This window comes from Mesorhizobium sp. LCM 4576 (assembly GCF_001854815.1).
Classification (GTDB): domain Bacteria; phylum Pseudomonadota; class Alphaproteobacteria; order Rhizobiales; family Rhizobiaceae; genus Mesorhizobium; species Mesorhizobium plurifarium.
In genome coordinates this window covers 1-25,970 of record NZ_MDDT01000067.1, presented here as the reverse complement: position 1 = coordinate 25,970, position 25,970 = coordinate 1, and the positions used below count along the sequence as shown (strand labels likewise).

The window sequence follows — 25,970 nt, the reverse complement described above, 5'->3', positions numbered from 1 at the left end:
GGGCGTCGGGCGGTAGCTCGAGCAACCGGTGAGCAGCGACAGGGCAAGCAAAGCGCGAAAGAGGGAAGCAGTGCTTTTCATGACCGGCCAGGAACCTTCATCGCTCTTGCCGCAAGCCGCGGCACAACCCCAGGAAAGTGCGACCGTTATCATCCTGTTAGGGTTAATGGGCGGTAAAGGAGCGTGGTCTGGGACCGCGCCGATCGGCAAAAAACCAATTGTTCTATTGCTTTCGAGCAATCTTCTTTGAGTGTTCTCTAATAAGCATGCGTTCTGATCTTAACGGGTGAGTTACCATAGTTGTTTACGGTCCATCCTCGACTCAAAGTTCGGAGCAGGATGCATGTCCGTTCAGTCCGCGGCCGCTGATGTCGATGTCGACCTGAGACAGCTTTTCGCCAGCCTGGCGCGAAACTGGCTGCGTATTGTTCTCGTGACCCTCGCGGTCACCGGGCTCGCCTTCGCTTTGGCCTGGCTCGCGACGCCTTATTATAAGGCGACGGCCAAGTTGGAGATCGGCTCGCGCGAATCGGAATACACCCGGCCGCCGGGCAYTAATGACGACGAGAAGCCGATTCTCGACGAACAGGGCGTCGCCACCCAGGTCCAGATCATTTCCTCGCCCGACATCCTCAAGCAGGTGGCGGCCAAGCTTAATCTGGACAAGCTGCCGGAGTTCGACGAAACGCTGAAGATGTCGGCGCTCGGACGCATGCTCGTTCTTGTCGGCTTGAAAAGCGATCCCTTCGATATTCCGCCGGAAGAGCGCGTCCTGAACGCCATGCACGACAAGCTCAATGTCTATGCCGTTGAAAAGACGCGTGCGATCGCCATCGAGTTCGCCTCGAAGGATCCGAAGCTTGCCGCTGACATCGCGAACGGCATCGCCAACGCCTATATCGCCTCGAAGGGCGACGCCAAGCTAGAATCGAACGCCGCCGCTACCGACTTCCTGGCGCCGGAAATTGCCGACCTGCAGAATCGCGTGAAGGATGCCGAGGCGAAGGTCGCGGCCTTCCGTGCCCAGTCCGACCTTCTGATGGGCGGCAACAATGCGGTGCTGCCGACTCAGCAGCTCGCCGAGCTGTCGAGCGAGTTGTCGCGCGTGCGCGCCAGCCGCGCCGCGGCCRAGGCGAGTGCCGAGAGCGTGCGCCGGGCGCTGCAGAATGGCGGTTCGCTGGACAGCGTGCCGGAGGTCCTGTCCTCGGAGCTGATCCAGCGCCTGCGCGAGCGCCAGGTGGAGCTCAGGGCCAACATTGCCGACCTTTCCACGACTTTGCTCGACAACCATCCGCGTATTCGTGCGCTGAAGTCGCAGCTTGCCGACCTCGACGGTCAGATTCGCAATGAGGCGCAAAAGATCATCCGGGGCCTGTCGGCACAGGCTCAGACGGCCAAGGCACGCGAGGATCAACTGGTTGCCGACGTCAACACGCTGAAGGCCGCCTCGGCGCGCGCCGGCGAGCAGCAGGTGCAGCTGGACGCCCTGCAGCGCGATGCTAACGTCCAACGCCAACAGCTTGAATCCTATATGGCAAGTTACAATGCGGTGGCCTCGCGCAGGGACCGCAAATACTCGCCCGTCGCGGCGAGCCTGATCGCAAGCGCCCAGGTGCCGTCCCAACCCTACTTCCCGAAGATCGGGCCGATCACCGGTGCTGCCGCCGCCGCTTCGCTGCTGCTGATGGCGATCGGCACGCTGCTGGCGGAGCTGTTTTCCGGCCGCGCCATGCGCCCGGCCACCGGCGCCCGCTTCACCGATATCGAGCAAGTGGCGATGCCTGCGGCAGCCAGGGCGGAACCCATGGTCGCCGAGGTGCATGATGAGGGTCGGGCTTTCGCGCCTTACGAGGAGGCCGTGGCAGGGCATTCGATCGCCGAAGCGGAGCTGCCGAGACCGGCCGAAAACGAGCTGGCCGAGGATCGCGCAAGCGCAGTGAACGCCTCCGAGCCGAGCGAATCTATGCCTGAACCAAGGCAATCCAGGCTCGGCGAGATCGATATCGAGAAGGCTGCTGAGAAGCTGATCGCCTCAGGCGCCGCGCGGGCGATCTTCGTGTCGCCGGAAGGCGACGAGGCGGCCGCGTCCGCCGTGCTCGTGGCGCGCGAAGTATCCGACGCCGGTCTGCGCGTGCTGCTGCTCGATCTCACTGCATCGGGTGCGGCGTCGCGGCCGATGCTGGACTCGAGCCTGTTCCCGGGCATCACCAATCTGCTCGCTTCCGAGGCGCAGTTCAGCGACGTCATCCATCCCGATCTCTATTCGGATGCGCATGTCATTCCGGTCGGCACCGCCGATCCGGTCCGCGCTATGCGCGCCGCCGACCGGCTGCCCATCATCATGCAGTCACTGACCACGGCCTACGACCTCGTCGTGGTCGAATGCGGCCCGGCCGATGCGCAGGGCATCAGCCGCCTGGTCGGCGACGGCACCGAAGTCTTCCTGTCGATGCTGGAAGCCGACGATCAGGTGACGCAGGCCGCGGTGAAGCTGATCGAGAACGGCTATCCGGACGTCACGCTGGTCACACCGGTCGGCCATGAACCGGGGGATCCATTGCCCGGACGCCGGTCGGCCGCGTAAGGCTGGAGGCCGGGGCCGCGGCGAATCGGACACGGCTCAGCCCGGGCCGTTCTTAGCTGCAAGAGCGAACCGGGCATTTCTCTACGACTCCTGTACTTTACATCGGCGGCGAGGCACCTAGTTTTGGTGCTTCGCGCTGCGCATTTCGTGCGTGGGATGGTCGAGAGCGGGACCGTGAACCCTAAGCCGGTCCCTCAAAACTCCCAAAGGATGGCTGTTATGACACAGGCCAAGAACGGCGACACCGTACGCATCAACTACACTGGGCGTCTGGTCGACGGGACCCAATTCGATTCTTCCGGCAGTGAACCGTTGCAGTTTACACTGGGTGRAGGACAGGTAATTCCTGGCCTCGAAACCCATGTCGAGGGCATGGAGGTCGGCGCGAAAAGCACCGTCACCGTCCCCGCCGACGCCGCCTACGGCCCGCATCGCCCCGAGGCGGTCGTAACCATCGACCGCACAAGCGTGCCGGACAACATCAACGTCGATATCGGCACCCGATTGCAGGCCCGCACCCGCGAGGGACGACCCATGCAAGTAACGGTCGTCGGCGTGGACGATTCCAGCGTCAAGCTCGACGGCAATCATCCGTTGGCCGGAAAGGACCTTGTGTTCGACGTTGAATTGGTCGAGATCGTTCAGGCGGCGTAGGAAATAGAGCGGTTCCGCCGAGTCCCCTCAGGGTCTCGGCCCGCTTGCCGGCATCGCCCGCTGCGGTGATTGTGCGCCTCTGACCAGGCCTAGCTGTCGTCTTCGACCGCGACAGGTGCTGCCTGCCCGGCAGCCTTGCGACGCAGCATCTTGGTCAGCTTCCAGACGGTCGGATTGTTCTTGATGAAAGCCTTCGCCCGCGCGCCTTGTCGCAGCCCTGTCGCCAGCACCCGGCCCTTCAGCGTCAGCGGCGCAAGCACCTCGAAATGCTGGACCTCGATATCGCACCAGAGCCGCTTGTAGGGCTCGTCGCCGACCGAGAAGTCGTAGACCTCGAAGCCAAGCTCGCAGGCTTCCTGGATGTTGTCGAAGAACAGGAAATCGCCCGGGCTGGTGAAGGCGAGGTCGTCCTCGGCGATGGCACCGAACTCGCAGATCAGCCGCTTGCCCGAGCGGCTGGAGCCGGTGATCGCGCGCAGCTTGCCTGCCACGTCCAGGCCGTGCAGCAGGAAGGGTGGCTTTTCCTCGGCCAGCGCATCGGTAAACAGCGCCCGGAAGAAGTCGCGTACCTGCCTGTCGCCGAAGACATTGGCGATGCCCATCTTGGCGAAGCGCACTTCCTTCATCTCGAGGAAGGCGTCGAGCAGCCTGTCGACCTCCTCGCGGGTGCGGGCCTCGACGCGGCGGAAGGTGCCCACAGCCTCGAACTTGCGCGTCTGCGAACGATGCTTCTTGCGCTTGCGCTTGCCGCTCGCGCGCGACAGCAGCGCATCGAACCCGCCGTCGAGATCGACGGCGAGAGCGAGGTTCGGGCTTGGGAAGCCGGGCAGCACGGCGAGCGGATTGGCGACGCCATCGAGGTTGGGCAGCAGCCTTTCCAGCGAGATCAGGTCGATATCGGGCCGTGCTTTGGCGATTGCCTTGAACATCGCGCGGATCGCCGTGCCGTCGATGGCGGGCAGGAACTGCGGGTCAGTGGCGGCGAAATTGCCGTTGGCATGCCGACCGCCGGCGAAACGGGCAACCTTGAAAGGGCCGTGTCGCACCACTTCCAGTGCCAGCGACAGCGCCGGGCGAGCATCGCAGGCCATCGTCGCGACAACCATGTCGGCGCCGGTCGCGATCGCCCAGTTGCTCACCCAGGATGCGCTTTGCGCCGGCGCAAACAGCGCCGAGGCRCAGAATTGAGCGTAACCGGCAAGGCCGGCGCTGTCGCTTGCGGCCGCAGTCCACCGACCCTGATCGGCTCGCATGGAGCGCGCGGAAATCTCGTTGGCTGCGACCCGGTTGCCGTCAAATGACGCGGCGGCGTCAACCATCCCTCAATCCTTAAGACGTATTGGTTCCGACTTGGGGGTTCGCATAGGCGAATGTCATGCTTGCTTGAGCCTAGGCGCAAAAGGTGAAGGAATGATCGACGGGGGCGAGGCAATCCGGAAACTGGCGTTGAACCTTGCCCGCTACTCCGGTCTCGCGCCCTTGGCGCGGCCGTTTGTCGGCGGCATCGGCGCTATCCTGATGTTGCATCGCGTCACCGCGATGCCGGAGAAGCCGAACAGCGTCAATCGCCATCTGAACATCGCTCCCGCCTTCCTCGACAGGCTTATCGCTGACATGAAGGGGCAGGGCTATACCTTTGTTTCCCTTGATGAAGCGATCGAACGCATCAGGAATGGCGGCAAGGACGGTCAGTTCGCCACGATCACCGCTGACGATGCCTATCGCGACAACATGACGGAAGCGCTGCCGGTGCTGGAAAAGCACCGGGCGCCGATCACCATCTACGTCGCGCCCGGCTTGATCGACGGCGCCGCCGACCTCTGGTGGGATGTGATCGAGGACATCGTCGATACCAGTTCGCGCCTGACGCTGACGATGGCGGGCAAGCCGACGCTGATCGATTGCTCGACGCCGGGCAGGAAGATCCAGGCCGTCGCGCGGCTGAACGCCTGGCTGACCGTGGAAGTCCCCGAGCAAGAGCAGGGCGCCGCTCTGCGCGAACTGGCCCGTTTGAATGGGTTCAAATTCGGCTCGGGCCGCCCATGCACCTTGATGAACTGGGATGAGCTTCGCACCATGGCCGCCCATCCGCTGGTGACCATCGGCGCGCACACCGTCAACCATCGCAACTTGAAGCGGCTGTCCGAAGCCGATGCGCGCCATGAGATCGGCGACGTCCGTCGCATCCTCAAGGAAAAGCTCGGCGAGGAGCCGCGTCATTTCGCCTACCCCTACGGCTACGCCAGCGCGGTCGGTTGCCGCGAGGTGGGCTTCGCCCGCGATGCGGGTTATGCCTCGGCGGTGACCACGCGGCACGGCGTGCTGCGCRCCGAGCATGCCTGCTTCCTGCATGCGCTGCCGCGCATCTCCGTCAACGGCCGCTACCAGAGTGTGGCGCATATCYGCACGATGCTGTCCGGCATCACGACGCCGCTCGCCAACGCCGGCAAGATGGTTGTCACCATCTAAACTAGCCGGCGGCGCCGGCGAGGCTCAACCCTTCGGCCGCTCGATGATCAGCCATTTGATGATGRCCATGGCCGGCAGGACCCAGAGAAAGCCGCTGAGCAGAAAGAACAGGAGATGCGCGGTGGGCCCGTATTCGGCGAGCCTGGTGACCGCGACGGCCGAGGCGATCAGCGCGTAGATGACGACCAGCGCCACCAGCAATATGGTTCCGATCAGCTTTTTCAGGCGAATGGGCATGTCGCGATCTCGTTGATCGGTCCCGCTTAGGCCGAATGACGGGCGCGCGCAACCGTTGCGGTCCGGCGCGACGGCGTGCCGCGCTGTCCGGGCTTGCCAGTTGAGCGGCCTTGGTCCACCAATCGCGCGTTTCAACCCCGGAAGACCGAAATGGCTGCCATCACCGCCACAGCCCCCTATGCCGCGCGCGACCGCGATCTCCACAACCGCGCCTTGGTGCGCGGCTGGCTCTACGTCGTGCTGCTGGTGCTGTTCGCGCTGGTGGTGGTCGGBGGCTCCACGCGTCTCACCGGCTCGGGGCTGTCGATCACGGAATGGCAGCCGATTCACGGCGTCATCCCGCCGCTCAACGACGCCGAATGGCAGGAGGAGTTCCAGCGCTACCAACAGATCCCGCAATATGCCGAGATCAACAAGGGCATGAGCGTCGAGGACTTCAAGTCGATCTTCTGGTGGGAGTGGGCGCACCGCATCCTGGCGCGCAGCGTCGGCATGGTCTTTGCCCTGCCGCTGCTGTTCTTCTGGGCGACGCGCCGCATCGAACGAGGCCTCGGGCTGAAGCTCGTCGGCATCCTGCTGCTCGGCGGACTGCAAGGCGCCGTCGGCTGGTGGATGGTGGCCTCGGGCCTGGTCGATCGCGTCTCGGTCAGCCAATACAGGCTGGCAACGCATCTGACGCTTGCCGCGCTGATCTTCACCGCGACCATGGTGGTCGCGCGCGGTCTGGCGCCGCATTCGGAGCCAGCCGCCGACCGGCCAACGCAACGGCTAGCCGGTTTCATCGTGCTTCTGGCGCTGATCCAGATCTATCTCGGCGGCCTGGTCGCCGGCCTTGACGCTGGGCTTTCCTACAACACATGGCCGCTGATGGATGGAAGCGTGATCCCGTCCGATCTGCTTCTCTTGAAGCCCGCCTGGCTGAATTTCTTCGAGAACCCGAAGACTGTGCAGTTCGTGCATCGCATCGGCGCCTATACGGTCTTTGTCGTGGCGCTMTGGCATATGATCGCGACGTGGCGGCGGCAGCCCGGCACCACCCATGCCCGCCGCGCCACGCTTCTGTTCGCGCTGGTGGTGGTCCAGGCCTCGATCGGCATCGGCACGCTCTTGATGCGGGTGCCGCTGCACATGGCGCTGACGCATCAGGCGATCGCGCTGGTGCTACTCGGCTTTGCCGCCGCGCACTGGCGCGGCACCAAGGGCGCTTATCCGCTGCCGACCGAGATAAGCGTCAGAAGCTGACGACCGGCGATCAGAATTGTAGCCGAACCTCTCGAACGGCATCGGCGACGGCCAGCTCGCGGTTCTCGTCGAGCGCGTTCTTGTCTTCGCGATGCCATGCAGCCGACAGGCAGCCATAGGCGATCGCATGGTCGAGAATGGYGCACGGCGACTGGCCGAGCGTCTTTCCAAACATCTTGGCCAGATGCGCGATCCGGCGCGGATCGAGGCAGAGATCGTCGCGGTCGAGCGGGTTGTAGAACATGTTCGCCGCGCCGAAACCGGGATCGCCGAGCACCCCCTTGGGGTCGATCRCCAGCCAGCCGCGCGGGCCGARGAGGATGTTGTYGTGATGCAGGWCGCCATGCAGCGGCTTGATCTCGTGCGGTTCGGCAAGCAGCCGCTCGGCGGTGTCCGCGGCGTGGACATAGAGGCTGGTTCGCCCGGCGCCTCGGTCGGCTTTGGCCACCCGGAACAAGCTCACATACCGTTCCCGCAGCGGCTGCAGGTCGGGCGGAGGCGTGTGCCCGGATGGCGAAAGCAGCTTCGCCATCACGCCGGCTGCAATCGCGGTCGCGGCATCGTCGCCGTGCTCCGCAAGATGCTCGGACAGCAGCCTGTCGCCGGCATGTTCGAGCAGCATGCGATGACCGTCGCGRCCGAGCAGCCGTACGGCGCCTTCGCCCCGCCGCCAGGCGAGATAATGCTCGCCGCGCAACTCGTCCGCGACGTCGTCGAAGGGTTTCAGGTCCTTGACGATCGCCGGCGAACCATCCTCTCGCGTTACCTTCCAGATCCGGCTGGAAAAGGTCTCTGCAATGAGTTCGGGAGCGCTGACCTTCCAGCGCTCAGGGAATGCCTGCATGACCACTCAGTGCTTGATGCCGAGCATCAGGTCGAGATTCTGCACTGCGGCGCCAGACGCGCCCTTGCCGAGATTGTCGTAGACGGCCATCAGCAGCGCCTGCGCCCTCTCGTCATTGGCGAACACATAGACCTTCATCCGGTTGGTGCCGTTATAGACTTCCGGATCGATCTCCGGGATGCGCTCCATATGCGTGTATGGCGCGACCTCGACCACGCCGCCGTCGATCGACRCATAATGGTCGGCGATCGCTGCGTGAAGCTCGGCGCCGGTCGGCACGCGGTCGAGACCGCCGAGCTGCAGCGGCACCACGGTGATCATGCCCTGCGCGAAATTTCCCACCGCCGGCTGCATGATCGGATCGTGCGACAGCTTCGCATAGGTACGCAGCTCCGGCACATGCTTGTGCTGCAGCGTCAGCCCGTAGGGCAGGAACTCGGGCGCGTCCTCGCCCTTGCCGACATAATCCTCGATCATCGGCCGGCCGCCGCCGGAATAGCCGGAGATRCCGTTGACGGTGACCGGAAAATCGGCCGGCAGCAGGCCCGCGGAGACCAGCGGACGCAGCGTCGCGATCGGGYCCTGCGGCCAGCAACCCGGATTGGCGATGCGCTTCGCGCTGGCGATCTTCCTCGTCTGGTCCTTGTCCATTTCGGCGAAGCCATATTCCCAGCCCTCGGCGACGCGATGCGCGGTCGAAGCGTCRATCACCTTGGTGGTTTCGTTTGTGATCAGCGACACGCTTTCCTTGGCCGCCGCATCCGGCAGGCAAAGGATCGCGACATCGGCCGCGTTGAGGAATTCGGCGCGAGCGGCAGTCTCCTTGCGGCRCTCGGTCGGAATCGAGATGATCTCCAGGTCGCCACGGTCGGCCAGCAGCGCCCTGATCTGCAGGCCCGTCGTGCCGTGTTCGCCGTCAATGAAGATTTTCGGTTTCATCGCCTACCAAATTCCCTGCAATTCCAAGGTCATATGCCGTGAGCATGATTTATCGCGGCATGATTGCTGTTGTTCAACTCTTCCGCCCGTGCCTTTCGTTCCGCCAACAGGCCCAGATAATGCATGGCGATGATCGATCCGGCGATCGCCGTTATATCGGCATGATCATAGGCCGGCGCAACCTCGACGATGTCGGCGCCGACGATGTCGATCTGGCCGAGCTGGCGCAGCGTCGACAGCATCTTTGCGGAGGACGGCCCTCCGGCGACCGGCGTGCCCGTGCCGGGCGCGAAGGCAKGGTCGAGGCAATCGATGTCGAAGGTGAGATAGGTCTTCTTCCCGCCGGTGCGCTCGACGATCGCATAAGCGATGTCGGAGGCGCGCATTTCCTCGACCTCGTGGCCGTAGAGGATCTTGATGCCGAATGTGTCGGGCGCGTGGGTGCGGATGCCGATCTGGATCGAGCGGTCTGGGTCGATGATCCCCTCCTTCACCGCACGCGCGACGAAGGAGCCGTGATCGATGCGCTTGCCGTCATCCGGCCAGGTGTCCTGATGCGCGTCGAACTGCACCAGCGCCAAAGGTCCGTGGATCGCGGCATGCGCCTTGAGCAGCGGCCAGGTGACGAAATGGTCGCCGCCGAGCGTTAGGAGGAAAGCGCCTGATTTCAGGATCTTGGCCGCCTCGCGCTCGATCGTGCCCGGCGTCTTCTGGTGATTGCCGCTGTCGAGCAGGCAATCGCCGTAATCGACCACCGAGAGGTGCTCGAACAGGTCGCGCGAGAACGGATATTGCGGATCGTTGTCGAGGATCGCCGAGGCGCGGCGGATCGCTTGCGGTCCGAAGCGTGCGCCCGGCCGGTTGGTGACGGCGGCGTCGAACGGAATGCCCCACACGACGGCGTCCGCGCCCTTCACGTCCTTCGTGTATTTGCGCCGCATGAACGACAGCGCGCCGGCATAGGTCGGTTCGAACGACGCGCCCGTCTTGGAGCGGGCGGTGAAGGCGTGGTCGATCTCTTGATTCGCCATTACGGGTCCTCGGTTTGCATCGGGGCAGCCACAACTACAGAAGCGGYACGCAACATGCCAGTCACAGCTTGCGGAAAGGAAGCGGCGCTCGGCGAGTGCCACGGCAACACAGGATCTGTATCATTATGGCTGAGACGGCTCTGCTCAACCTTGCGCCCGCACCCGCGGCGACCCGTGTCGGCACGATGGCCGGCGAGCGCTTCCTGGTGCTGGATTCCTGGCGCGGCATCTGCGCGCTGCTGGTGGYGCTGTTCCACTTCCCGACCACGTCGGTGATTTCGCAAAGCGCCTTTGTCGGCGGCTCCTATCTGTTTGTCGATTTCTTCTTCGTGCTCTCCGGCTTTGTCATCGCCAGCGCCTATGGCAGCCGCGTGAACGAGCAGGATGACCTTGCGCGCTTCGCGCTGGTGCGCTTCGGCCGCATCTACCCGCTGCATGTCCTGATGCTTGCCGCTTTCGCCGGCTTCGAGGCGCTGCGGCTCGTCCTGCCGGCGCTGCACGGAACCGGCCCCGCGCCTTTCACCGCCGGTTTCGACCTGAAAAGCCTCGTCGCCAACCTGTTCCTTTTGCAGGGCATGGGCGTCGAGGATCATCTGAGCTGGAACGCGCCGAGCTGGAGCATCTCGGCCGAGTTCTTCACCTATCTGCTGTTTGCCGCCGTTGTCTTCGCCGCCGGCCAGCGCGCCTGGATATGGCTGGTCGCCGCCACGGTGACGGCGCCGCTTTTCCTGCTCGCGGTCTCGACCCGTCATATGGACGTGTCCTTCGATTTCGGTTTCATCCGCTGCCTTTACGGCTTCTCGCTCGGCGCGTCGCTTGCCTGGTTTCAGCATGATTCCATTGCAGAGGCGCGACAGGCTCTTACTGGCGGGGCAGGGCGACTCGCCTGGACGCTGGCCGAGCTGGCGATGATCGCTGGGATCGCGCTGTTCGTCTCTATTGCCGGCACCAACGACATCGGCATCGCGGCGCCGGTCGTCTTCGCCCTTGCGCTTTACCTGTTTGCGCATGAGGGTGGTCTGGTCAGCGCCCTGCTGCGCAGCCGGCCGATGCTGCTGCTCGGCTCGCTCTCCTATTCGATCTACATGGTCCACATCTTCGTCCAGGCCCGCATGATCAATGTCGGCGGCCTGATCGAACGCAAGCTCGGACTCGGCATCGTCGGCGACCTGATGCTGCGCGGCGACCACGCGATCGGCTTCGGCGCCGGCTCTCCCTGGATCGGCTTCGGGGCTCTGGTCGCCATGCTGGTCGCCGTCATCGCCGCGTCGTGGTTCACCTGGCGCTTCGTCGAAATGCCGGCGTTGGCCTGGTTCCGCCGCCTGGCGAAGAGGATTTGACGAACCTTGATGCGAAACAACTAGCCGGCTTCGTTCACTGCCCTGTCATGGGCATCGCCTAACCGGGTCCCAACCCGGAACGGAGCGATTCCCCGATGCGAACACTCTGGCTGAGCCTTCTTCTGTCCGCCGCTTTTGCCGCCGTCTCTAGCCAAAGCTTAGCCGGCGAGACGCGTGCCRCCCAAATCCTCGATCGTTTCGAACATGCCAACCAGTGGCRCGACCATGTGATGATCGCCGCCCATCGCGCCGGCAGCATRCAGGCCGGCAAGACGCTTTACGCCGAGAATTCGCTGGCCGCGGTCGAGAGTTCGATCGCGATCGGCGCCGAGATCGTCGAGGTCGACGTCCGGCGCGCGAAAGACGGCGCGTTCGTCATCATGCATGACAGCTGGCTCGACCGCACCACCACCTGCAAGGGCGAAGTCGTCAAATACACGCTTGCCGAGTTGAAGAAGTGCCGGCTGGTGATCGAGGGCACGGGCGCCGCCACCAACGAGACGGTGTCGACGCTGCGCGAGATGCTGCTGAAGACAAGGGACAGGATCCTGATCAATCTCGACAACAAGCTGGAGGTCACGGACCTGCCGGGCATGATCGCAGAGGCGCGCGCCCTTGGCATGGCCGATCAGGTGATCGTCAAGGAGAACCTCTGGAACCGGCAGCGCATCGATGCAGCGGGCGCTGCGCTTACCAAGGCCGGCAGTGGCTTTCAGTTCATGCCGATCCTCGCCGACGACGCCGTGCATGACGCCGTTTTCGCCGGCGAGGTCGATAAGGCGTTCGCGCCGCGCGCCATCGAATTGATCAACTGGCGCAACGGCGCCGAGACGCTGACGTCGACCGGCGGCCCCCTGTTCAGCAACCATATGCGGGCGGAAGCCGCGCGGGGCGACTGGCATCTCTGGGCCGACACCTACGCCATCGTCAACAAGCCCGGCGGCTTCCTCGCCGGCGGCCGCGGCGACGAGCTTGCCGTCGCTGCCGGCCTGCCGCGCGAAGCCTGGGGTTTCTGGGTCGACCACGGCGCCACCATTATCCAGACGGATGAGCCGAAGGCCGCAATCGCGTGGCTGGCGGCCAATGGGTATCGGGTGCCGTACACGACGGATATCAAGCAGGTTGAGCCGGCGCATACGGCGAGTATTAACTAGCTGACGTCGGCGCTTCACCCCGCCCGGCGCTTCGCGCCGACCTCCCCATCGAGGGGAGGTAGAGCGTCGTGCCAACCTGCGTCGTTGCATGCCTGCGGCATCCTGAATGCTAAATCGGCGGCCGAGCATTAAGCGCGGCGCCCTACCTCCCCTTGATGGGGAGGTCGCGCCGCAGGCGCGGGCGGGGTGCTGCGCCGACCTACGCGGCCTTCGCCACGCCCTCCAGCTCCCGCAGCACATCCGACGACAGCTCCAGCTCGGCCGCAGCGAGATTCTCCCGCAGATGCGCGACCGACGAGGTGCCCGGAATAAGCAGGATGTTCGGTGACCGCTGCAGCAGCCACGCCAGCGCCACCTGCATCGGCGTCGCGCCAAGCCGTTCCGCGACCCCCGAGAGAGTCGAGGACTGCAACGGGCTGAATCCACCGAGCGGGAAGAACGGCACATAGGCGATGCCGTCGCGCGCCAGTTCGTCTATGAGGGCGTCGTCGTCCCGATGTGCCAGATTGTACTGGTTCTGCACGCAGACGATCTCGCAGATCTTGYGGCCTTCCGCGATCTGCGCGCGGGTGACGTTGCTCAAGCCGATATGGCGCRCCAGGCCCTTGCGCTGAAGCTCGGCGAGCTTGGTGACCTGCGCCTCGATGGAGCCCTCCRCCGGGCCATGCACCCCGAACATGATGCGCAGATTGACGACATCCATCACCTCGAGGCCAAGGTTGCGAAGATTGTCGTGCACGGCCTGTTCGAGCTCATCGGCTGCGAAGGCCGGCAGCCAGGAGGCGTCTTCGCCACGACGGGCGCCGATCTTGGTGACGATGGTAAGGTCGTCAGGGTAGGGCGATAGCGCCTCGCGGATCAGCTTGTTGGTGACGTACGGACCATAATAGTCGCTGGTGTCGATATGGTTCACRCCTTGCGCTATCGCCTCGCGCAGCACGGCAATCGCCGCGTCATGGTCTTTCGGCGGCCCGAACACGCCTTTGCCGGCTAGCTGCATGGCGCCGTAGCCGAGACGGCGGATCGAGCGGTCGCCGAGTTTGTAGGTGCCGGATTTGTTTACGCTGGACATCGTGGTTCTCCTTCGCTGTCGACGACGGAGATAGGTCATGGCCGCTGTCCCGATAACCAGGTATAAGCAGCACGACTTGTGCGAAATTAAGAACAATGGCGACAGATCTCAACGATCTCAAGGCGTTCATGGCCGTGGCGCGCGCCGGCGGCTTTCGCGAGGGCGCCCGCGCCACGGCGGGCAGCGCGTCGGCGCTCAGTGAAGCCATCCGCAGACTGGAAACCCAGCTCGGTGTCAGGCTCTTCAACCGCACCACGCGCAGCGTCGCTTTGACCGAGGCTGGCGCCGGCCTGCTGGCGCGRCTCGGCCCTGCGCTGGGCGAGGTAGAGGCGGCGCTCGATGTGGTGAACGGCTTTCGCGACCGGCCAGCCGGAACCTTGCGGCTCAACGTGCCGATAAGCGCGTCGCGGTTGGTGCTGCCAAGAATCGTTCCGGGATTTCTGGCGGCCTATCCTGCCATTCGCCTGGAGGTGATTGCCGAGGAGAACTTTATCGATCTGCTGGTGGCCGGCTGCGATGCCGGCATCCGTTATGACGAGCGGCTGGAGCAGGACATGATCGCCGTGCCGATCGGGCCGCGCACGCAGCGCTTCACCACCTCCGCTGCGCCGGCCTACCTGGAACGGCATGGCCGACCGCAGCACCCGCGCGACCTRCTTGGCCATGCCTGCATACGYGGCCGCTTCCCGAGCGGGGTCATGACGCCCTGGGAGTTCGAGCGGGATGGCGAGGTGGTGCGGGTCGATACCACGGGACCATTGGTCGTCAGCATCGGTGGAGGCGTCGATCTTGCCGTCGATGCGGCGATCGCCGGCGTGGGCATTCTCTGGCTGTTCGAAGAYTGGGTGCGCCCGCATTTCGAGAGCGGCGTGCTGGAACCTGTGCTGGAGCCGTGGTGGCAAAGCTTCTCGGGGCCGTTTCTCTACTATCCCGGGCGCCGCTTGGTGCCGGCGCCGCTGCGCGCCTTCATCGACTACATCAAATCGCCGGCTGGGCACTGGTAAGGGAAACAAAAAGGCCGCCCGGAGGCGGCCTTTCGAAAGCTTGGAACCCGCAATGCTTAGCGCTTCGAGAACTTGRCTCCAAGCGCCTATTAGCGCTTGGAGAACTTGGCCMCAAGCGCTTCTTAGCGCTTGGAGAACTGGAAAGAGCGGCGGGCCTTCGCCTTGCCGTACTTCTTGCGCTCGACCACGCGGCTGTCGCGGGCCAGGAAGCCGCCCTTCTTGAGCACCGAGCGCAGGCCCGGCTCATAGTAGGTCAGCGCCTTGGAGATGCCGTGACGCACGGCACCCGCCTGACCCGAGAGGCCGCCGCCGATGACGGTGGCRACGATGTCGTACTGGCCGGCGCGGTTGGCCGCGACGATCGGCTGGTTGAGGATCATCTGCAGCACCGGACGCGCGAAATAGCTCGCGAATTCCTTGTCGTTGACAGTGATCTTGCCGGAACCCGGCTTCACCCAGACGCGCGCGATGGCGTTCTTGCGCTTGCCGGTGGCATAGGCGCGGCCCGACTTGTCGAGCTTCTGGACATGCACGGGCGCGGCCGGCTGCGCGGCGACGGTGCCGAGTTCTGCGAGCGAGGAAAGCTCAGCCATTACGAAGCCCTCTTGTTCTTGGAGTTCAGCTTGGCCACGTCGAGCGTGACGGGCTGCTGGGCGGTGTGCGGATGCTCGGCGCCGGCGTAGACGCGGAGGTTCTTCATCTGGCGGCGGCCAAGCGGGCCGCGCGGGATCATGCGCTCGACGGCCTTCTCGACGACGCGCTCKGGGAAGCGGCCCTCGAGCAGCTGGCGCGCGGTGCGCTCCTTGATGCCGCCGGGATGGCCGGTGTGCCAGTAATAGACCTTGTCGGTGTACTTCTTGCCGGTGAACACCACCTTGTCGGCATTGATGACGATGACGTTGTCGCCATCATCGACATGCGGGGTGAAGGTGGGCTTGTGCTTGCCGCGCAGATGGTTGGCGATGACGGTGGCCAGACGACCGACGACGAGACCCTCGGCGTCGATCAGCACCCACTTCTTCACCACATCCGCAGGCTTCTGCGAAAAGGTAGCCATGGTTTTGCTCTCAGGTTGACCTTTCCTATCCAGGAGGGACAAGAGAAGGCGTTTCTTGTTGCTTGGATTGACGGGAAGCCGGAGCCACCCGCCAATAACAAAACGGCGGCCATTGCGGGCCGCTGCTTCGGGTCGGCTTATAGGCGAGGGTGCCTGACGCGTCAAGGCAATCGAAAATGCGTTCCGATGAATAAATATAGCAAAAACAGTACGTTGGTGAAGTGGTATTATTTTACCGCAAGCTTGACCAGCGCTGGATCCGCTTCGGGATTAGTGCTTGGCTTCGATTTCCTTGCGGGCTGCGCTTGAGAGAAACGCCGATCTGGTAATACCGCGCTCGCGCGCGGYGGCATCGATCGCGCGCAGGACACCGCGTTCGAACGTTACGTTCGCCCTGACCACGGCACTATCATTGTCGATCAGCGGCACCGAGACCAGATATGCTCCTTCCGACAGCGCGGCACGGATTTCGGGAAGCGATACAATCGCCTCATGGCTGGATGGTTCAGGGACGGACATATCCTCGGCCCAAAGCTGCAGAGCCTCGACGGCATTCGGCACGATATCCTCCGGCACGTCGGCCGCCGAAAAACAGCCCGGAATGTCGGGAAAGCGAATACCAAACGCGCTGTCGGCATCCTTCTCGACCAGCGCGAAATAGCTCTTCATTGCACCCTCCTGATTGCGCACGAATTCTGGTCTAGCGAATCCAGCCAGCCTGCTTGGCGATCGCGCGAGCGGTGCCGACTGGCAGGTCCTTCTCCGGGTGAGGAACGATAAGCACGATAGCGCCTTTTCGGAATTTGTGATGCGAGCCTCGAACCGAGACCAATTCGAAGCCATCGTCCTTCAACCRCTTTATGATGCGGCGACTGTCACGCTTGATCAAATGTCACCTATGCGCACATATATACACATTGCGTTGCGACTTCAAGGCTTCTTCGGGATCGAGTAGGTCCCCGTGGCATGCGCCACAGTGTGYCCATCGGGACCTGCGACGATGTCGATGTCGAACACCATCRGGCTCTTGCCGAGCTTCAGGATGCGGCAATGGCCGTCGATCGGACCGGCCTCGGCCTTGCGCATGAAGTTGATGTCGAGGTTGACCGTCACCGAAAGCGCGTCCGGTCCGGCATGGCTGAGCACGCAGACATAACCACCGATGTCGGCCAGCGTGAACAGCGACGGGCCGGATACCGTTCCGCCGGGACGCAGATGCCTCTCATCAGCGTTGAGGCGCACCGTGCAGCCTCCGGGAAACACCTCAATCGCCTCGTAGGAGGTGAAGTTGTYGTTGAGCTGCGGATAGACGCTCGCCATCAGCGCATTGACTTCGGCCGCGTTGAGCATTGGCTTCAGATCGCTTTGGGCGGGCATGGGCAACGTCCTATATGAATGGCAGGCTCCGGGCGGTATGCCTGGACCAAACGGTGCGACGGAGAAAACACGTCTCGCGGCTGTTCTTCAACCGGCAGCGTGCTAGTTCTGTTGCTCCATGCGCCGCGCGCGCTGACCCGAAAGGTTGGACATGGCAGAAGTCGTCGCCATCAAGCCCGCCGTCGCCGACGGCCCCGTTCTTGTCAGCCAGGACAAGGGCATCCTGCGCCTCACACTCGCCAGTCCGCCGGCCAATGCGCTGTCGCTGGCGACGATGGCGGCGATGCAGGCCGAGTTCGATCGCGTGAAGACCGATAAATCCGTGCGCGTGATCAYCCTGGCGGCGTCGGGAAAAGTGTTCTGCGCCGGTCACGACCTCAAGGAAATGACAGCGCACCGCGCCGAAGCGGACCGCGGCAAGGCATTCTTCGAAAAGACCTTCGCGGCCTGCGCGATGCTCATGCAGACCATCGTGCGCCACCCGAAGCCGGTGATCGCCGAAGTCGACGGCCTGGCGACTGCCGCCGGTCTCCAACTGGTCGCCAGCTGCGACCTCGCCATCGCTTCGCATGAGGCCAGCTTCTGCACCCCGGGCGTGAACATCGGTCTGTTCTGCTCGACGCCAATGGTRGCACTGTCGCRCAACGTCTCGCGCAAGCAGGCGATGGAGATGCTGCTCACCGGCGAGACGATCGACGCCGCGACCGCCAAGGAATTCGGTCTAGTCAATCGTATCGTGCCGCGCGAATATCTCAATCAGGTCGTCAGCAAATACGCGCAAACTATTGCTTCGAAATCATCTTTGGTGGTCAAGACCGGCAAGGAAGCCTTCTACGCCCAGGCCGAAATGGGGCTGGCCGACGCCTATGCCTATACCGGCCGCGTGATGGTCGAGAACATGCTGGCGCGCGACGCCGAGGAGGGCATCGGCGCCTTCATCGGCAAGCGCAAGCCGGAATGGACCGACGAATAATTTTTCCGGATGCCGCGCATTTCTATCGCTGAAGGTTCGACGTGGCTGCCCGCAAGCAACTGACACGGCTCAAGGCGCCCTATCTCAAGCGCATCCTGCTTGAGCCGTCGCGCGTTGCCGACTGGGACCAATATCCCTGGAGCCTGCCGATCTTCCGCGACCGCGAATTCGAGTTCGAATTCRCCTCGGCCATCACCATCATCGTCGGCGAGAACGGCACCGGTAAATCGACGCTGCTGGAAGCGATCGGAGCATTGGCAGGTTATGACGAGGCGGGCGGCGGCAAGGGTTATCGTCCGGTAGATCATTCCATCGCCATCGACAAAAGCGGGGCGGCGCTTGCAGACACGCTGCGCGGCCATTGGCTGCCGAAAGTCACCGCAGGCTGGTTCTTCCGCGCTGAATCGTTCTACTCGGTCGCGCGCTACCTCGATAAGGTTGCGCTCGAAGATCCGTTCAAGCCGCCGCCGCCCGATTTCCTGTCGTGGTCGCATGGCGAGGGCTTCATCCGCTTCTTCGAGGAGCGCTGCCGCCGCCAAGGCATCTACATTCTCGACGAGCCCGAAAGCGCGCTGTCGCCGACGCGTCAGATAGAACTGCTCAAACTACTTCAGCGCATGGAGCAATYCGGCATCGCACAGGTCATCATGGCGACGCATTCGCCGCTGCTGATGGCTTGCCCGAATGCGGGGCTCTTCCGCATCAGCCGCTTCGGCCTCGACCCGATCGATTTTCAGGACACCGATCATTTTCGCATGATGYGCGACTTCTGCAGCGACCCACAGATGTTTATGGAGGAGGCGCTGCGGGACGACGATGAGTAGCGGTGGGCGCGTGAACCGGGAAGATCTCAGTTGGGAAGTGGAAGAAGCCTGTCGCGAGGCGTGGCCTGCCGCGCTTGAGACCGTGGCTCTGGGATGGATGCTTCGCCGCACAGGTGGGCGGATAAGGCGGCCGAATTCCGCCAACCCCTTGCGTGGCCGGCGCGGCGCGCCTGAGCGAGTGATCGACGCCGCCGAGGCGTTCTACGCCGGTCATGGCCAGGCCCCGCTGTTTCGCGTTCCCGACATCGCGCCAGAACTGGAACTCGAACTCGACCGTCGGGATTACAGCCGGGAAGGCGGTACGATACACCTCCATGCCGAGATCGACGCGCTTGAAGGAAACAGCGATGGCGACATCACGGTCTCGGCAGCGCCAAGCGAGCGCTGGTTCGAGGCGCGCTTCCGTACCGGCGGCTACGACGATGCGGAGCGCCRCATCTTTCGCCATATGACGAGCTTGATCGTGGGCGACAGGGCRTTCGTGTCGTGCGAGCGTGATGGCCAAATCGCGGCCTTTGCCTTCGGCGTCATCCGCAACGGGCTGCTTGTCGTCGAGGCRGTTGAAACCGACGCCGGATTCCGGCAGCAAGGGCTCGGCCGCAGGACGGTCGGCGGTCTGATCGGCTGGGCCAGGCGAGCGGGCGCGAAGGCCGGYTGCCTGCAGGTGGTTGCCGACAACGCGCCCGCACGCGCGCTCTACGCTTCGCTCGGCTTCAACCGCGAGCTCTATCGCTACCATTACCGCAGGAAGACCATCGCAGCATGAATCACGATAGCTACGACAACGCCTATATCGCCGGCATTTTGAACTCGGTGAGGACGATCGCCATGGTCGGTGCTTCGCCCAACGACGTGCGGCCGAGCTATTTCGTGCTGAAATACCTTTTGGCCAAAGGCTTTTCGGTGCTGCCGATCAATCCAGGTCATGCCGGCAAGCAGATCCTCGGACAGACGGTCTATGCAAGCCTCGCCGATCTGCCGCACCCGGTCGACATGGTCGACATTTTTCGCGGGTCCGCGGCGGTGCCCGGCATCATCGACCAGGTGCTGAAGCTCGATCCGCTGCCCAAGGTCGTCTGGATGCAGCTTGGCGTGCGCCATGACGAGGCCGCTGCCAGCGCCGAGGCGGCCGGCATCAAGGTGGTGATGAACCGCTGCCCGAAAATCGAATACGGCAAGCTGTCGGGCGAGATCGGCTGGACTGGCGTCAACTCCGGCGTGCTGTCGTCGAAGAAGCCTTTGATGAGGCAGGGCTTCCAGAGCTTCGGTGTACGGCAGAAATAGGCTGGCCGCGCTTCGCGCAAAATTATTCCGGGAAGAAATGTATTTTTCCGGGCGTTCGTCGCAGATCGCGCCCCGAAAGGTATTTTCTTCTTTGCATTCCAACTCGGGCTTCGCCAAGAATGCCCGGCGATTTCGAAAGATCAGGAGAGGTAGGTTTCGATGACCCGTACGCCCGGTTTCAACACTTTAGCCGTTCATGCYGGCGCAAAGCCGGATCCGGCAACCGGCGCCCGCGCCACGCCGATCTACCAGACCACCTCCTTTGTCTTCGATGATGCCGACCATGCCGCCTCGCTGTTCGGGCTGAAGGCATTCGGCAACATCTACACCCRCATCATGAATCCGACGCAGGCGGTGCTCGAGGAGCGCCTTGCCGCGCTGGAAGGCGGCACCGCCGCGCTTGCCGTCGCCTCCGGCCATGCCGCTCAGGTGCTGGTCTTCCACAATCTGATGCAGCCCGGCGACAATTTCATCGCCGCCAACAAGCTTTATGGCGGCTCGATCAACCAGTTCGGACATGCTTTCAAGAACTTCGGCTGGGAAGTGCGTTGGGCTGAGGCGAATGACCCGGCGACCTTCGAAAGCCTGATCGATGACAGGACCAAGGCCATCTTCATCGAAAGCCTCGCCAATCCGGGCGGCATCTTCGTCGACATCGAGAAGATCGGCGACATCGCCCGCAAGCACGGCCTGCCGCTGATCGTCGACAACACGCTGGCCTCGCCCTATCTGGTGCGGCCGATCGAGCACGGCGCCGACATCGTCGTCCATTCGCTGACCAAATTCATCGGCGGCCACGGCAATTCGATCGGCGGCGCCATCATCGATGGCGGTACCTTCGACTGGTCGAAGTCGGGCAAATACCCGATGCTGTCGGAGCCGCGGCCTGAATATGGCGGYCTCGTCCTGCACGAGACCTTCGGCAACTTCGCCTTCGCCATTGCCGCGCGCGTGCTCGGTCTGCGCGACATCGGCCCGGCCATCTCACCCTTCAATGCTTTCCTGATACTGACCGGGCTGGAGACCTTGCCGCTGCGCATGCAGCGTCATTGCGACAACGCGGCGAGCGTCGCGGGCTGGCTCTCCAACCATCCCAAGGTCGCCTGGGTGAATTATCCCGGCCTGCCGGGCGACAAGAACAATGCACTGCAGAAGAAATATTCGCCGCAGGGCGCGGGAGCGGTCTTCACCTTCGGCCTCAAGGGCGGCTATGAGGCCGGCGTCAAGTTCGTCGAGGGGCTGGAACTGTTCTCCCATCTCGCCAATGTCGGCGACACCAAATCGCTGGTCATCCATCCGGCCTCGACCACGCACCGACAGCTGTCCGACGAGCAGAAGGTCAAGGCCGGCGCCGGRCCGGATACGGTGCGGCTGTCGATCGGCATCGAGGACGTCAACGATATCGTCGCCGATCTCGAACAGGCGCTCGGCAAGGTCTGATATGCCGRCCTTCCTCGCGGTCAATATCGACAGCGTCGAACCGGAGGCCGGYGCGCCGGCCCCGGATCGCGTGCTGTCGGGCGATCCGAAATTCCGGACCTGGAATGTCGAGGAGCGCGACGGCGGCCTCTATGCCGGCATCTGGGAAGCGTCGCCGGGCAAATGGYGCATCTCTTACGACGAATGGGAGTTCTGCCACATCCTGTCCGGCGTGTCGGTGATCGCCRAGGACGGCGGCGAGGCGCGCACCGTGCGGGCCGGCGACAGTTTCGTGCTAAGGCCGGGCTTCAACGGCACCTGGGAGGTGCTGGAGACGACGCGCAAGGAATATGTAATCAAGCTTTGATTGCGCTCTTTGATTGCGCTTCTTGTAGCGGGCTCTTCTTGCGTTGGAGATTGGGCAGAACGCCCATCGCGTGGTCATTGTATGGCGGAGCAAGGAGCGAAGCGACGCGCRCAGACCATAGAATCCATTCCGTGACATTGAGGCCGCTGCCACGGTGCAGAATTCTGCTCCRCTGCATCCTTCGGCCAAGGTCACGGAATGGATCCTCGGGTCTTCGCTCCGCTTTGCGTCGCTACACCCAAGGATGACGAAGTCGCGTGGGCCTCGGCTCAAAACGCGACCGCAACCCGTTCCAACCCGTGGAAATGGTAAGTGTCGCGGAAACGCGGCGCCTCCGCTAGGCGTAGATCCGGCAGCTGGTCGAACAGCGTCTTCAGCGACACTTGCAGCTCCAGCCTGRCCAGTGGCGCGCCGATGCAGAAATGGATACCGGCGCCGAAGGAGACGTTTTTCTGGTCGGTGYGGGCCGGGTTGAAAGCATCAGGTTCGGCAAAGGCCAAGGGATCGTGGTTGGCCATGCCGAGCAGCAGCGCCACTATCTCCCCGGGTTTGATTAGGATTCCCGGCGAAATTTCGATCTCCTCATAGGCATAGCGCAGGAACATGTGCAGCGGCGCATCGTAGCGCAGGCATTCCTCGACCGCCGCGACGTTTTTCTCCGGCGTCTCGAAGAACCGCCGCGGGTCGCCGCCTTGCGCGAGGATCGAGCGCACCGCATTGCCGGTCTGGTGCACGGTTGCTTCATGGCCGGCATTGAGGAGCAGGATGGCCGAGGACACCAGCTCGTCTTCCGACAGCTTCTGGCCGTTGTCCTGCGCCTCGATCAAGAGCGACAGCAGATCTTCGCCCGGCTTCTTGCGGCGCTCGCCGATATAGCCGCGCAAGAAGTCGGAAAAGTCGCGCGCGGCGCGGTTGGCCGCGTCCTCGGTCTCGCGCGTGCGGCCATGCATGTACATGGCGACCATCTGATGCGACCAGTCGAGCAATTGCGGCCCCATCTCGACCGGCACGCCGAGCATCTCCGCGATGATGGTGATCGGCAAGGGCGAGGCATAAGCGGGCAGAAGGTCGACGCCTTCTGGCTCGAAGCGGTCGATCAATTCGTTGGCCAGCACCTCGATGCGCGGTCTGAGCCGCTCGACCTGGCGCGAGACAAAGGCGCGGTTGACCAGCGTTCTGAGCCGCGTATGCACCGGCGGCTCGAGCTCCAGCATGGAATTGGCCTCGATCGCGTCGAAGGCCGTAAGATGCGAGCGGTCGTCGCCGACGCCCCGGCTGTCGGGAATCCCCGCCGGATTCTGMCGCCCGAAACGGCGGTCGCGCAGCAACCGATTCACATCGTCGAAGCCGCCAAAGCACCAGAAGCCGTAGTCTTCCCAAAAGAAGGCGTTCGCGGCGCCATGCAGGAAGGCGTAGGCCTCATAGGGGTTCTGCACGAAGGCCGGCTCATGCGGGTCGAGCCGCAGGCGGCGACTGGTCGGGTCGAAGGCGAGATAGGCTGGTGTCATGGCTGACCATTAGCGCGCCTTGTCAGTCCGATGCCAGTCGGTATCTTGAGGCCGAAGCGTTGAGCCAGACTGACGATCGAAGCGCCGGCTGCGCGCCGAAATGATCTAGTTGGATAGCCACTAGCCGCCAGCGTCAGTGCCCAGTCTTCAGGATGCTCGCGACCTTCGCCGCAATCGCCGCGTCGAGCGCCGGCCAGTTCRCCAGCAGCTCGCGTGGAAAACGGTAGGTGAGGCTGAGATCGTCGCCGACCTGGATGTCGCGCTCGCAAGGCGCCAGCGATTCCTCCGCGCTCGGCCCGCTCAGGCAGCGGGCGACGAACGGATCCCTGCCGGGACGTTCGGCGACGGCCAGCACCTCGTTGATATAGCCTGATTTTTCCGTGAAGGCGTAAACCGTCGTGCCGCCTGGGCCGGGCGTGCCCGGCTTTTCGATCAGGGCGCTGTAGATCGGCGCGAAGCGGCCGCTCATGTCGCGCGACATCATCCGCGGTTCGAACGACAGGAAGATGATCTTCCTGGTCGTCGTGTGGTTGAAGTCGTCGCGCGCGGCCGTGCTGTAGCCGTCCATCTCGGGATAGCGCAGATAGAGATCGAGCCGCGAGGCGATGCCGTCGCGCCGGGCCTGGTCGAAGCGGATGAAGTTTGCCGGCACGCTGATGAGATTGTTGCCCATGACGATCTGGCGCACCGTCGTATCGTCCGTATAGCCGGCCATGGCGATCGACCGTCCAAGCCATTTGCCGCCGACGCTGATCGCAACCGAAAGYAGCGCCAGCGCCGCGAAAATATAGAAGACCCGCTTCATCAAGGTCGAATCGACGACCTCGAAGTCCGGACTCTCGGCGACATTTGCCTGTCTCATTCGCTCTTTCCMGATCCGCCCGCCTGTCCTTCGGCGGCACAACCGGCGCGRCATGGCTCTTGCAGCGCATTGGCACGACTGTGCGTTTTCATGGTAAACGGTTGGTAAACATGGATCMCGTTGTGCTTGTTCTTTACGCGTTTGCGGTTGGCGTCACGGCTTGCGGACTGGTCGGATCGGCCATGGAACTGTTGTCCGGCCGGCGCCTGGCCTTTGCCGAACCCTATGTTTCGCCGGTCCATATCCTGCGTTCGCTTGCGGCAACGGCCTGCRCCGGACCGTTCATGCTCACCAACGAGGCCTTGGCCGCCCGCCGCGAGGGCCGCATCGGCACGATGGCGCTGTTGTCCTGCGGTTGCACGGCCATCGCCTGGGCGCTGGCGCTCGGCGTCGTGCTCATCGCCATTGCATCCTGGGCGACCGAGAACTTAGGGTCCTTCGAATTTGCTGGTTGAGACGATTCGGAGACGAACAATGCCGGTCTATGCTATCGATGGGAAAGCGCCCGAGTTCGAGGACGCCGATACGAACTGGATTGCGCCGGACGCCACGCTGATCGGCAACATCCGGATCGGCCGCAATGTCGGCTTCTGGTTCGGTGTCGTGATCCGCGGCGACGGYGAGCCCATCACGATCGGCGCCGACACCAATGTGCAGGAACACACGATCATGCACACCGATCCGGGCTTTCCGCTGACCATCGGCAAAGGCTGCACGATCGGCCACAGGGCGCTGCTGCACGGCTGCACGGTCGGCGACAACAGCCTGATCGRCATGGGCGCCATCGTTCTGAACGGCGCCAGGATCGGCAACAATTCGCTTGTCGGCGCCGGCGCGCTGGTGACGGAAAACAAGGTGTTTCCGGACAATTCGCTGATCGTCGGCTCGCCGGCCAAGGTGATCAGGACACTGGACGAAGCGGCGATCGAGCGGCTGCGCGTCTCGGCCGCGCACTACGTGGCCAACGCAAAACGCTTCAAGGCCAAGCTCAAGGCTGTGTGACGGCGGCGGACAGCCATCCATCATAGACGGCGATTGTTCAGCGCTTCGCGCAGCAGAAAGACGCCGGCTTCGAAGCCGGCCTGCTCGGCGCCTTCCAGTGCCGTTTCATAGTCGTCGATGCGGGTTCTCAGCGACGGGTCCGCGCCCGCCAGCAGCAGCAGACGGATCGCCTCGGCGTCGCGCCGTGACACCGCATAGTGCAGCGGCGTCCAGTCGTTCACGCCGCGCATATCCGGATCGGCGCCATGCTCGAGCAGGATGTGGACGACATCCAGCCGGTCCGGTCGTTCCGTCGACAATGCGGCAATGATCGAAGGAAAGCCGGCCAGATCTTCATAGTTCGGGTTCGAGCCGGCATCGAGAAGCGCGGTGATGAACGGGGCCGGGCTCCAATAGATCGCATATTCCAGCGGATGGCCGAGGCCGAGCTCGAACGGCATCCGCTCGTCGAACCAGCGCGCCGCGCCGCCAAGGGCGACGCCCAGGGCCGCGAAATCTCCGGCCTTGAAGGCTTCGTCTATGGCCTTGAACAACAGGTGGCGGGCGCCGCGATCCTCAGGGATTTCCAGCATCGCCTTCATCCGCAATGAAAGATCTATATTGCTCCCATCCGCCACGCTCGCAGGGCTGTCCGGGGAAAGTTAGACATAGGCGAGGCTCATCTGATCGGGAGAGCAACGGGAGTGCCTTCGACTTGGATTGACGGGCGGCGGTTTGTCGATGGCGG

The 25,970-nt window shown here is 63.6% G+C and carries 30 protein-coding genes; 16 read left to right on the top strand and 14 right to left on the bottom strand.

The features are described from left to right. Positions 1-70: 70 nt before the first annotated feature. From LCM4576_RS36980 to LCM4576_RS30930, 3 genes are all read left to right on the top strand, one after another. Positions 71-250 (top strand): hypothetical protein, encoded by a 180-nt coding sequence (locus tag LCM4576_RS36980; RefSeq protein ID WP_206744882.1) that lies wholly within the window; start codon positions 71-73, stop codon positions 248-250. A gap of 93 nt (positions 251-343) precedes the next feature. Beyond that, complete coding sequence (locus tag LCM4576_RS30935; RefSeq protein ID WP_071036175.1) at positions 344-2,584, top strand: exopolysaccharide transport family protein; 2,241 nt, start codon at positions 344-346, stop codon at positions 2,582-2,584. A gap of 219 nt (positions 2,585-2,803) precedes the next feature. After that, positions 2,804-3,238, top strand: coding sequence for a peptidylprolyl isomerase (locus LCM4576_RS30930; RefSeq protein WP_071036179.1), 435 nt, complete (start codon positions 2,804-2,806; stop codon positions 3,236-3,238). A gap of 89 nt (positions 3,239-3,327) precedes the next feature. Here LCM4576_RS30930 and LCM4576_RS30925 read toward each other — a convergent pair whose 3' ends face one another. Beyond that, positions 3,328-4,557, bottom strand: coding sequence for a GNAT family N-acetyltransferase (locus LCM4576_RS30925; protein ID WP_071036174.1), 1,230 nt, complete (start codon positions 4,555-4,557; stop codon positions 3,328-3,330). A gap of 91 nt (positions 4,558-4,648) precedes the next feature. Between LCM4576_RS30925 and LCM4576_RS30920 the strand changes: the two genes are divergently transcribed. Then, positions 4,649-5,707 carry a polysaccharide deacetylase family protein gene (locus LCM4576_RS30920; protein WP_071036173.1) on the top strand — a complete coding sequence of 353 codons (1,059 nt, stop codon included), beginning with the start codon at positions 4,649-4,651 and terminating at the stop codon, positions 5,705-5,707. 24 nt (positions 5,708-5,731) lie between these two features. Here LCM4576_RS30920 and LCM4576_RS30915 read toward each other — a convergent pair whose 3' ends face one another. Then, the gene (locus LCM4576_RS30915) at positions 5,732-5,944 is read right to left on the bottom strand and encodes a DUF2842 domain-containing protein (RefSeq protein ID WP_071036172.1); all 213 of its coding nucleotides are present in this window, start codon (positions 5,942-5,944) and stop codon (positions 5,732-5,734) included. Between the two features lie 150 nt (positions 5,945-6,094). Here LCM4576_RS30915 and LCM4576_RS30910 point away from each other — a divergent pair, with 150 nt between their 5' ends. Beyond that, positions 6,095-7,186, top strand: coding sequence for a COX15/CtaA family protein (locus tag LCM4576_RS30910; RefSeq protein WP_071036171.1), 1,092 nt, complete (start codon positions 6,095-6,097; stop codon positions 7,184-7,186). Positions 7,187-7,196: 10 nt separating this feature from the next. Here the strand turns inward: LCM4576_RS30910 and LCM4576_RS30905 are convergent, their stop codons facing one another. Genes LCM4576_RS30905 through speB form a run of 3 tightly spaced genes read right to left on the bottom strand, consistent with a single transcriptional unit; the run spans position 7,197 to position 10,000 of the window. After that, positions 7,197-8,030 carry an aminoglycoside phosphotransferase family protein gene (locus LCM4576_RS30905; RefSeq protein ID WP_071036178.1) on the bottom strand — a complete coding sequence of 278 codons (834 nt, stop codon included), beginning with the start codon at positions 8,028-8,030 and terminating at the stop codon, positions 7,197-7,199. A gap of 6 nt (positions 8,031-8,036) precedes the next feature. Beyond that, the gene (argC, locus tag LCM4576_RS30900; RefSeq protein ID WP_071036170.1) at positions 8,037-8,969 is read right to left on the bottom strand and encodes an N-acetyl-gamma-glutamyl-phosphate reductase; all 933 of its coding nucleotides are present in this window, start codon (positions 8,967-8,969) and stop codon (positions 8,037-8,039) included. Positions 8,970-8,998: 29 nt separating this feature from the next. Continuing rightward, positions 8,999-10,000: an agmatinase gene (gene speB, locus LCM4576_RS30895; RefSeq protein WP_071036169.1), complete on the bottom strand. Its 1,002-nt coding sequence runs from the start codon at positions 9,998-10,000 to the stop codon at positions 8,999-9,001. Between the two features lie 125 nt (positions 10,001-10,125). Here speB and LCM4576_RS30890 point away from each other — a divergent pair, with 125 nt between their 5' ends. Both LCM4576_RS30890 and LCM4576_RS30885 read left to right on the top strand, forming a co-directional pair. Next, positions 10,126-11,340 (top strand): acyltransferase, encoded by a 1,215-nt coding sequence (locus LCM4576_RS30890; RefSeq protein WP_071036168.1) that lies wholly within the window; start codon positions 10,126-10,128, stop codon positions 11,338-11,340. A gap of 95 nt (positions 11,341-11,435) precedes the next feature. Beyond that, entirely contained in the window at positions 11,436-12,494 is a 1,059-nt protein-coding gene (locus LCM4576_RS30885) for a glycerophosphodiester phosphodiesterase family protein (protein ID WP_071036167.1), read from the top strand. A gap of 199 nt (positions 12,495-12,693) precedes the next feature. On the opposite strand, the gene LCM4576_RS30880 is transcribed toward LCM4576_RS30885, so the two are convergent. Further along, complete coding sequence (locus LCM4576_RS30880) at positions 12,694-13,566, bottom strand: aldo/keto reductase family oxidoreductase (RefSeq protein WP_071036166.1); 873 nt, start codon at positions 13,564-13,566, stop codon at positions 12,694-12,696. Between the two features lie 95 nt (positions 13,567-13,661). Between LCM4576_RS30880 and LCM4576_RS30875 the strand changes: the two genes are divergently transcribed. Then, complete coding sequence (locus LCM4576_RS30875) at positions 13,662-14,570, top strand: LysR family transcriptional regulator (protein WP_071036165.1); 909 nt, start codon at positions 13,662-13,664, stop codon at positions 14,568-14,570. Positions 14,571-14,692: 122 nt separating this feature from the next. Here LCM4576_RS30875 and rpsI read toward each other — a convergent pair whose 3' ends face one another. From rpsI to LCM4576_RS30850, 5 genes are all read right to left on the bottom strand, one after another. Continuing rightward, entirely contained in the window at positions 14,693-15,163 is a 471-nt protein-coding gene (rpsI, locus tag LCM4576_RS30870; protein WP_071036164.1) for a 30S ribosomal protein S9, read from the bottom strand. After that, a complete protein-coding gene (gene rplM / locus LCM4576_RS30865) occupies positions 15,163-15,627 on the bottom strand; it encodes a 50S ribosomal protein L13 (protein WP_040983169.1) in 465 nt (154 codons plus the stop codon). The genes rpsI and rplM overlap by 1 nt, the downstream gene beginning before the upstream one ends. Positions 15,628-15,897: 270 nt before the next feature. Next, on the bottom strand, positions 15,898-16,296 hold the full coding sequence (locus LCM4576_RS30860) for a type II toxin-antitoxin system HicB family antitoxin (protein ID WP_071036163.1): 399 nt from the start codon (positions 16,294-16,296) through the stop codon (positions 15,898-15,900). Between the two features lie 31 nt (positions 16,297-16,327). Next, entirely contained in the window at positions 16,328-16,513 is a 186-nt protein-coding gene (locus tag LCM4576_RS30855) for a type II toxin-antitoxin system HicA family toxin (RefSeq protein WP_071036177.1), read from the bottom strand. 44 nt (positions 16,514-16,557) lie between these two features. After that, entirely contained in the window at positions 16,558-17,004 is a 447-nt protein-coding gene (locus tag LCM4576_RS30850; RefSeq protein WP_071036162.1) for a PaaI family thioesterase, read from the bottom strand. 151 nt (positions 17,005-17,155) lie between these two features. Here LCM4576_RS30850 and LCM4576_RS30845 point away from each other — a divergent pair, with 151 nt between their 5' ends. The 6 genes from LCM4576_RS30845 to LCM4576_RS30820 all read left to right on the top strand — a co-directional run bounded on the left by LCM4576_RS30845 (position 17,156) and on the right by LCM4576_RS30820 (position 21,871). Next, complete coding sequence (locus LCM4576_RS30845; protein WP_071036161.1) at positions 17,156-17,977, top strand: enoyl-CoA hydratase; 822 nt, start codon at positions 17,156-17,158, stop codon at positions 17,975-17,977. Positions 17,978-18,018: 41 nt separating this feature from the next. Beyond that, entirely contained in the window at positions 18,019-18,801 is a 783-nt protein-coding gene (locus tag LCM4576_RS30840; RefSeq protein WP_071036160.1) for an AAA family ATPase, read from the top strand. 10 nt (positions 18,802-18,811) lie between these two features. After that, positions 18,812-19,567 carry a GNAT family N-acetyltransferase gene (locus LCM4576_RS30835; RefSeq protein ID WP_244510963.1) on the top strand — a complete coding sequence of 252 codons (756 nt, stop codon included), beginning with the start codon at positions 18,812-18,814 and terminating at the stop codon, positions 19,565-19,567. Further along, the gene (locus tag LCM4576_RS30830; protein ID WP_041008551.1) at positions 19,564-20,085 is read left to right on the top strand and encodes a CoA-binding protein; all 522 of its coding nucleotides are present in this window, start codon (positions 19,564-19,566) and stop codon (positions 20,083-20,085) included. Before LCM4576_RS30835 ends, LCM4576_RS30830 begins: the two co-directional genes overlap by 4 nt. Before the next feature lie 159 nt (positions 20,086-20,244). After that, positions 20,245-21,525 (top strand): O-acetylhomoserine aminocarboxypropyltransferase, encoded by a 1,281-nt coding sequence (locus LCM4576_RS30825; protein WP_071036158.1) that lies wholly within the window; start codon positions 20,245-20,247, stop codon positions 21,523-21,525. A 1-nt stretch (position 21,526) separates the two neighbouring features. After that, the gene (locus LCM4576_RS30820; RefSeq protein ID WP_071036157.1) at positions 21,527-21,871 is read left to right on the top strand and encodes a cupin domain-containing protein; all 345 of its coding nucleotides are present in this window, start codon (positions 21,527-21,529) and stop codon (positions 21,869-21,871) included. A gap of 269 nt (positions 21,872-22,140) precedes the next feature. Here the strand turns inward: LCM4576_RS30820 and LCM4576_RS30815 are convergent, their stop codons facing one another. Further along, on the bottom strand, positions 22,141-23,379 hold the full coding sequence (locus LCM4576_RS30815) for a cytochrome P450 (RefSeq protein WP_071036156.1): 1,239 nt from the start codon (positions 23,377-23,379) through the stop codon (positions 22,141-22,143). Between the two features lie 133 nt (positions 23,380-23,512). Beyond that, positions 23,513-24,241 (bottom strand): hypothetical protein, encoded by a 729-nt coding sequence (locus LCM4576_RS30810; RefSeq protein ID WP_071036155.1) that lies wholly within the window; start codon positions 24,239-24,241, stop codon positions 23,513-23,515. Between the two features lie 110 nt (positions 24,242-24,351). On the opposite strand from LCM4576_RS30810, the gene LCM4576_RS30805 reads away from it, so the two are divergent. Both LCM4576_RS30805 and LCM4576_RS30800 read left to right on the top strand, forming a co-directional pair. Next, entirely contained in the window at positions 24,352-24,696 is a 345-nt protein-coding gene (locus tag LCM4576_RS30805; RefSeq protein ID WP_071036154.1) for a DUF6949 family protein, read from the top strand. Positions 24,697-24,715: 19 nt separating this feature from the next. Then, positions 24,716-25,243: a gamma carbonic anhydrase family protein gene (locus LCM4576_RS30800; RefSeq protein ID WP_071036153.1), complete on the top strand. Its 528-nt coding sequence runs from the start codon at positions 24,716-24,718 to the stop codon at positions 25,241-25,243. Positions 25,244-25,263: 20 nt separating this feature from the next. On the opposite strand, the gene LCM4576_RS30795 is transcribed toward LCM4576_RS30800, so the two are convergent. Then, positions 25,264-25,815 (bottom strand): ankyrin repeat domain-containing protein, encoded by a 552-nt coding sequence (locus tag LCM4576_RS30795; RefSeq protein ID WP_071036176.1) that lies wholly within the window; start codon positions 25,813-25,815, stop codon positions 25,264-25,266. Between the last annotated feature and the right edge of the window lie 155 nt (positions 25,816-25,970).

What these genes read in the sequence shown, in the direction of transcription:
- LCM4576_RS30830 (WP_041008551.1), top strand. Translation starts at nt 19,564, where the DNA reads ATGAATCACGATAGCTACGACAACGCCTATATCGCCGGCATTTTGAAC.
- LCM4576_RS30795 (WP_071036176.1), bottom strand. Translation starts at nt 25,815, where the DNA reads ATGCTGGAAATCCCTGAGGATCGCGGCGCCCGCCACCTGTTGTTCAAG.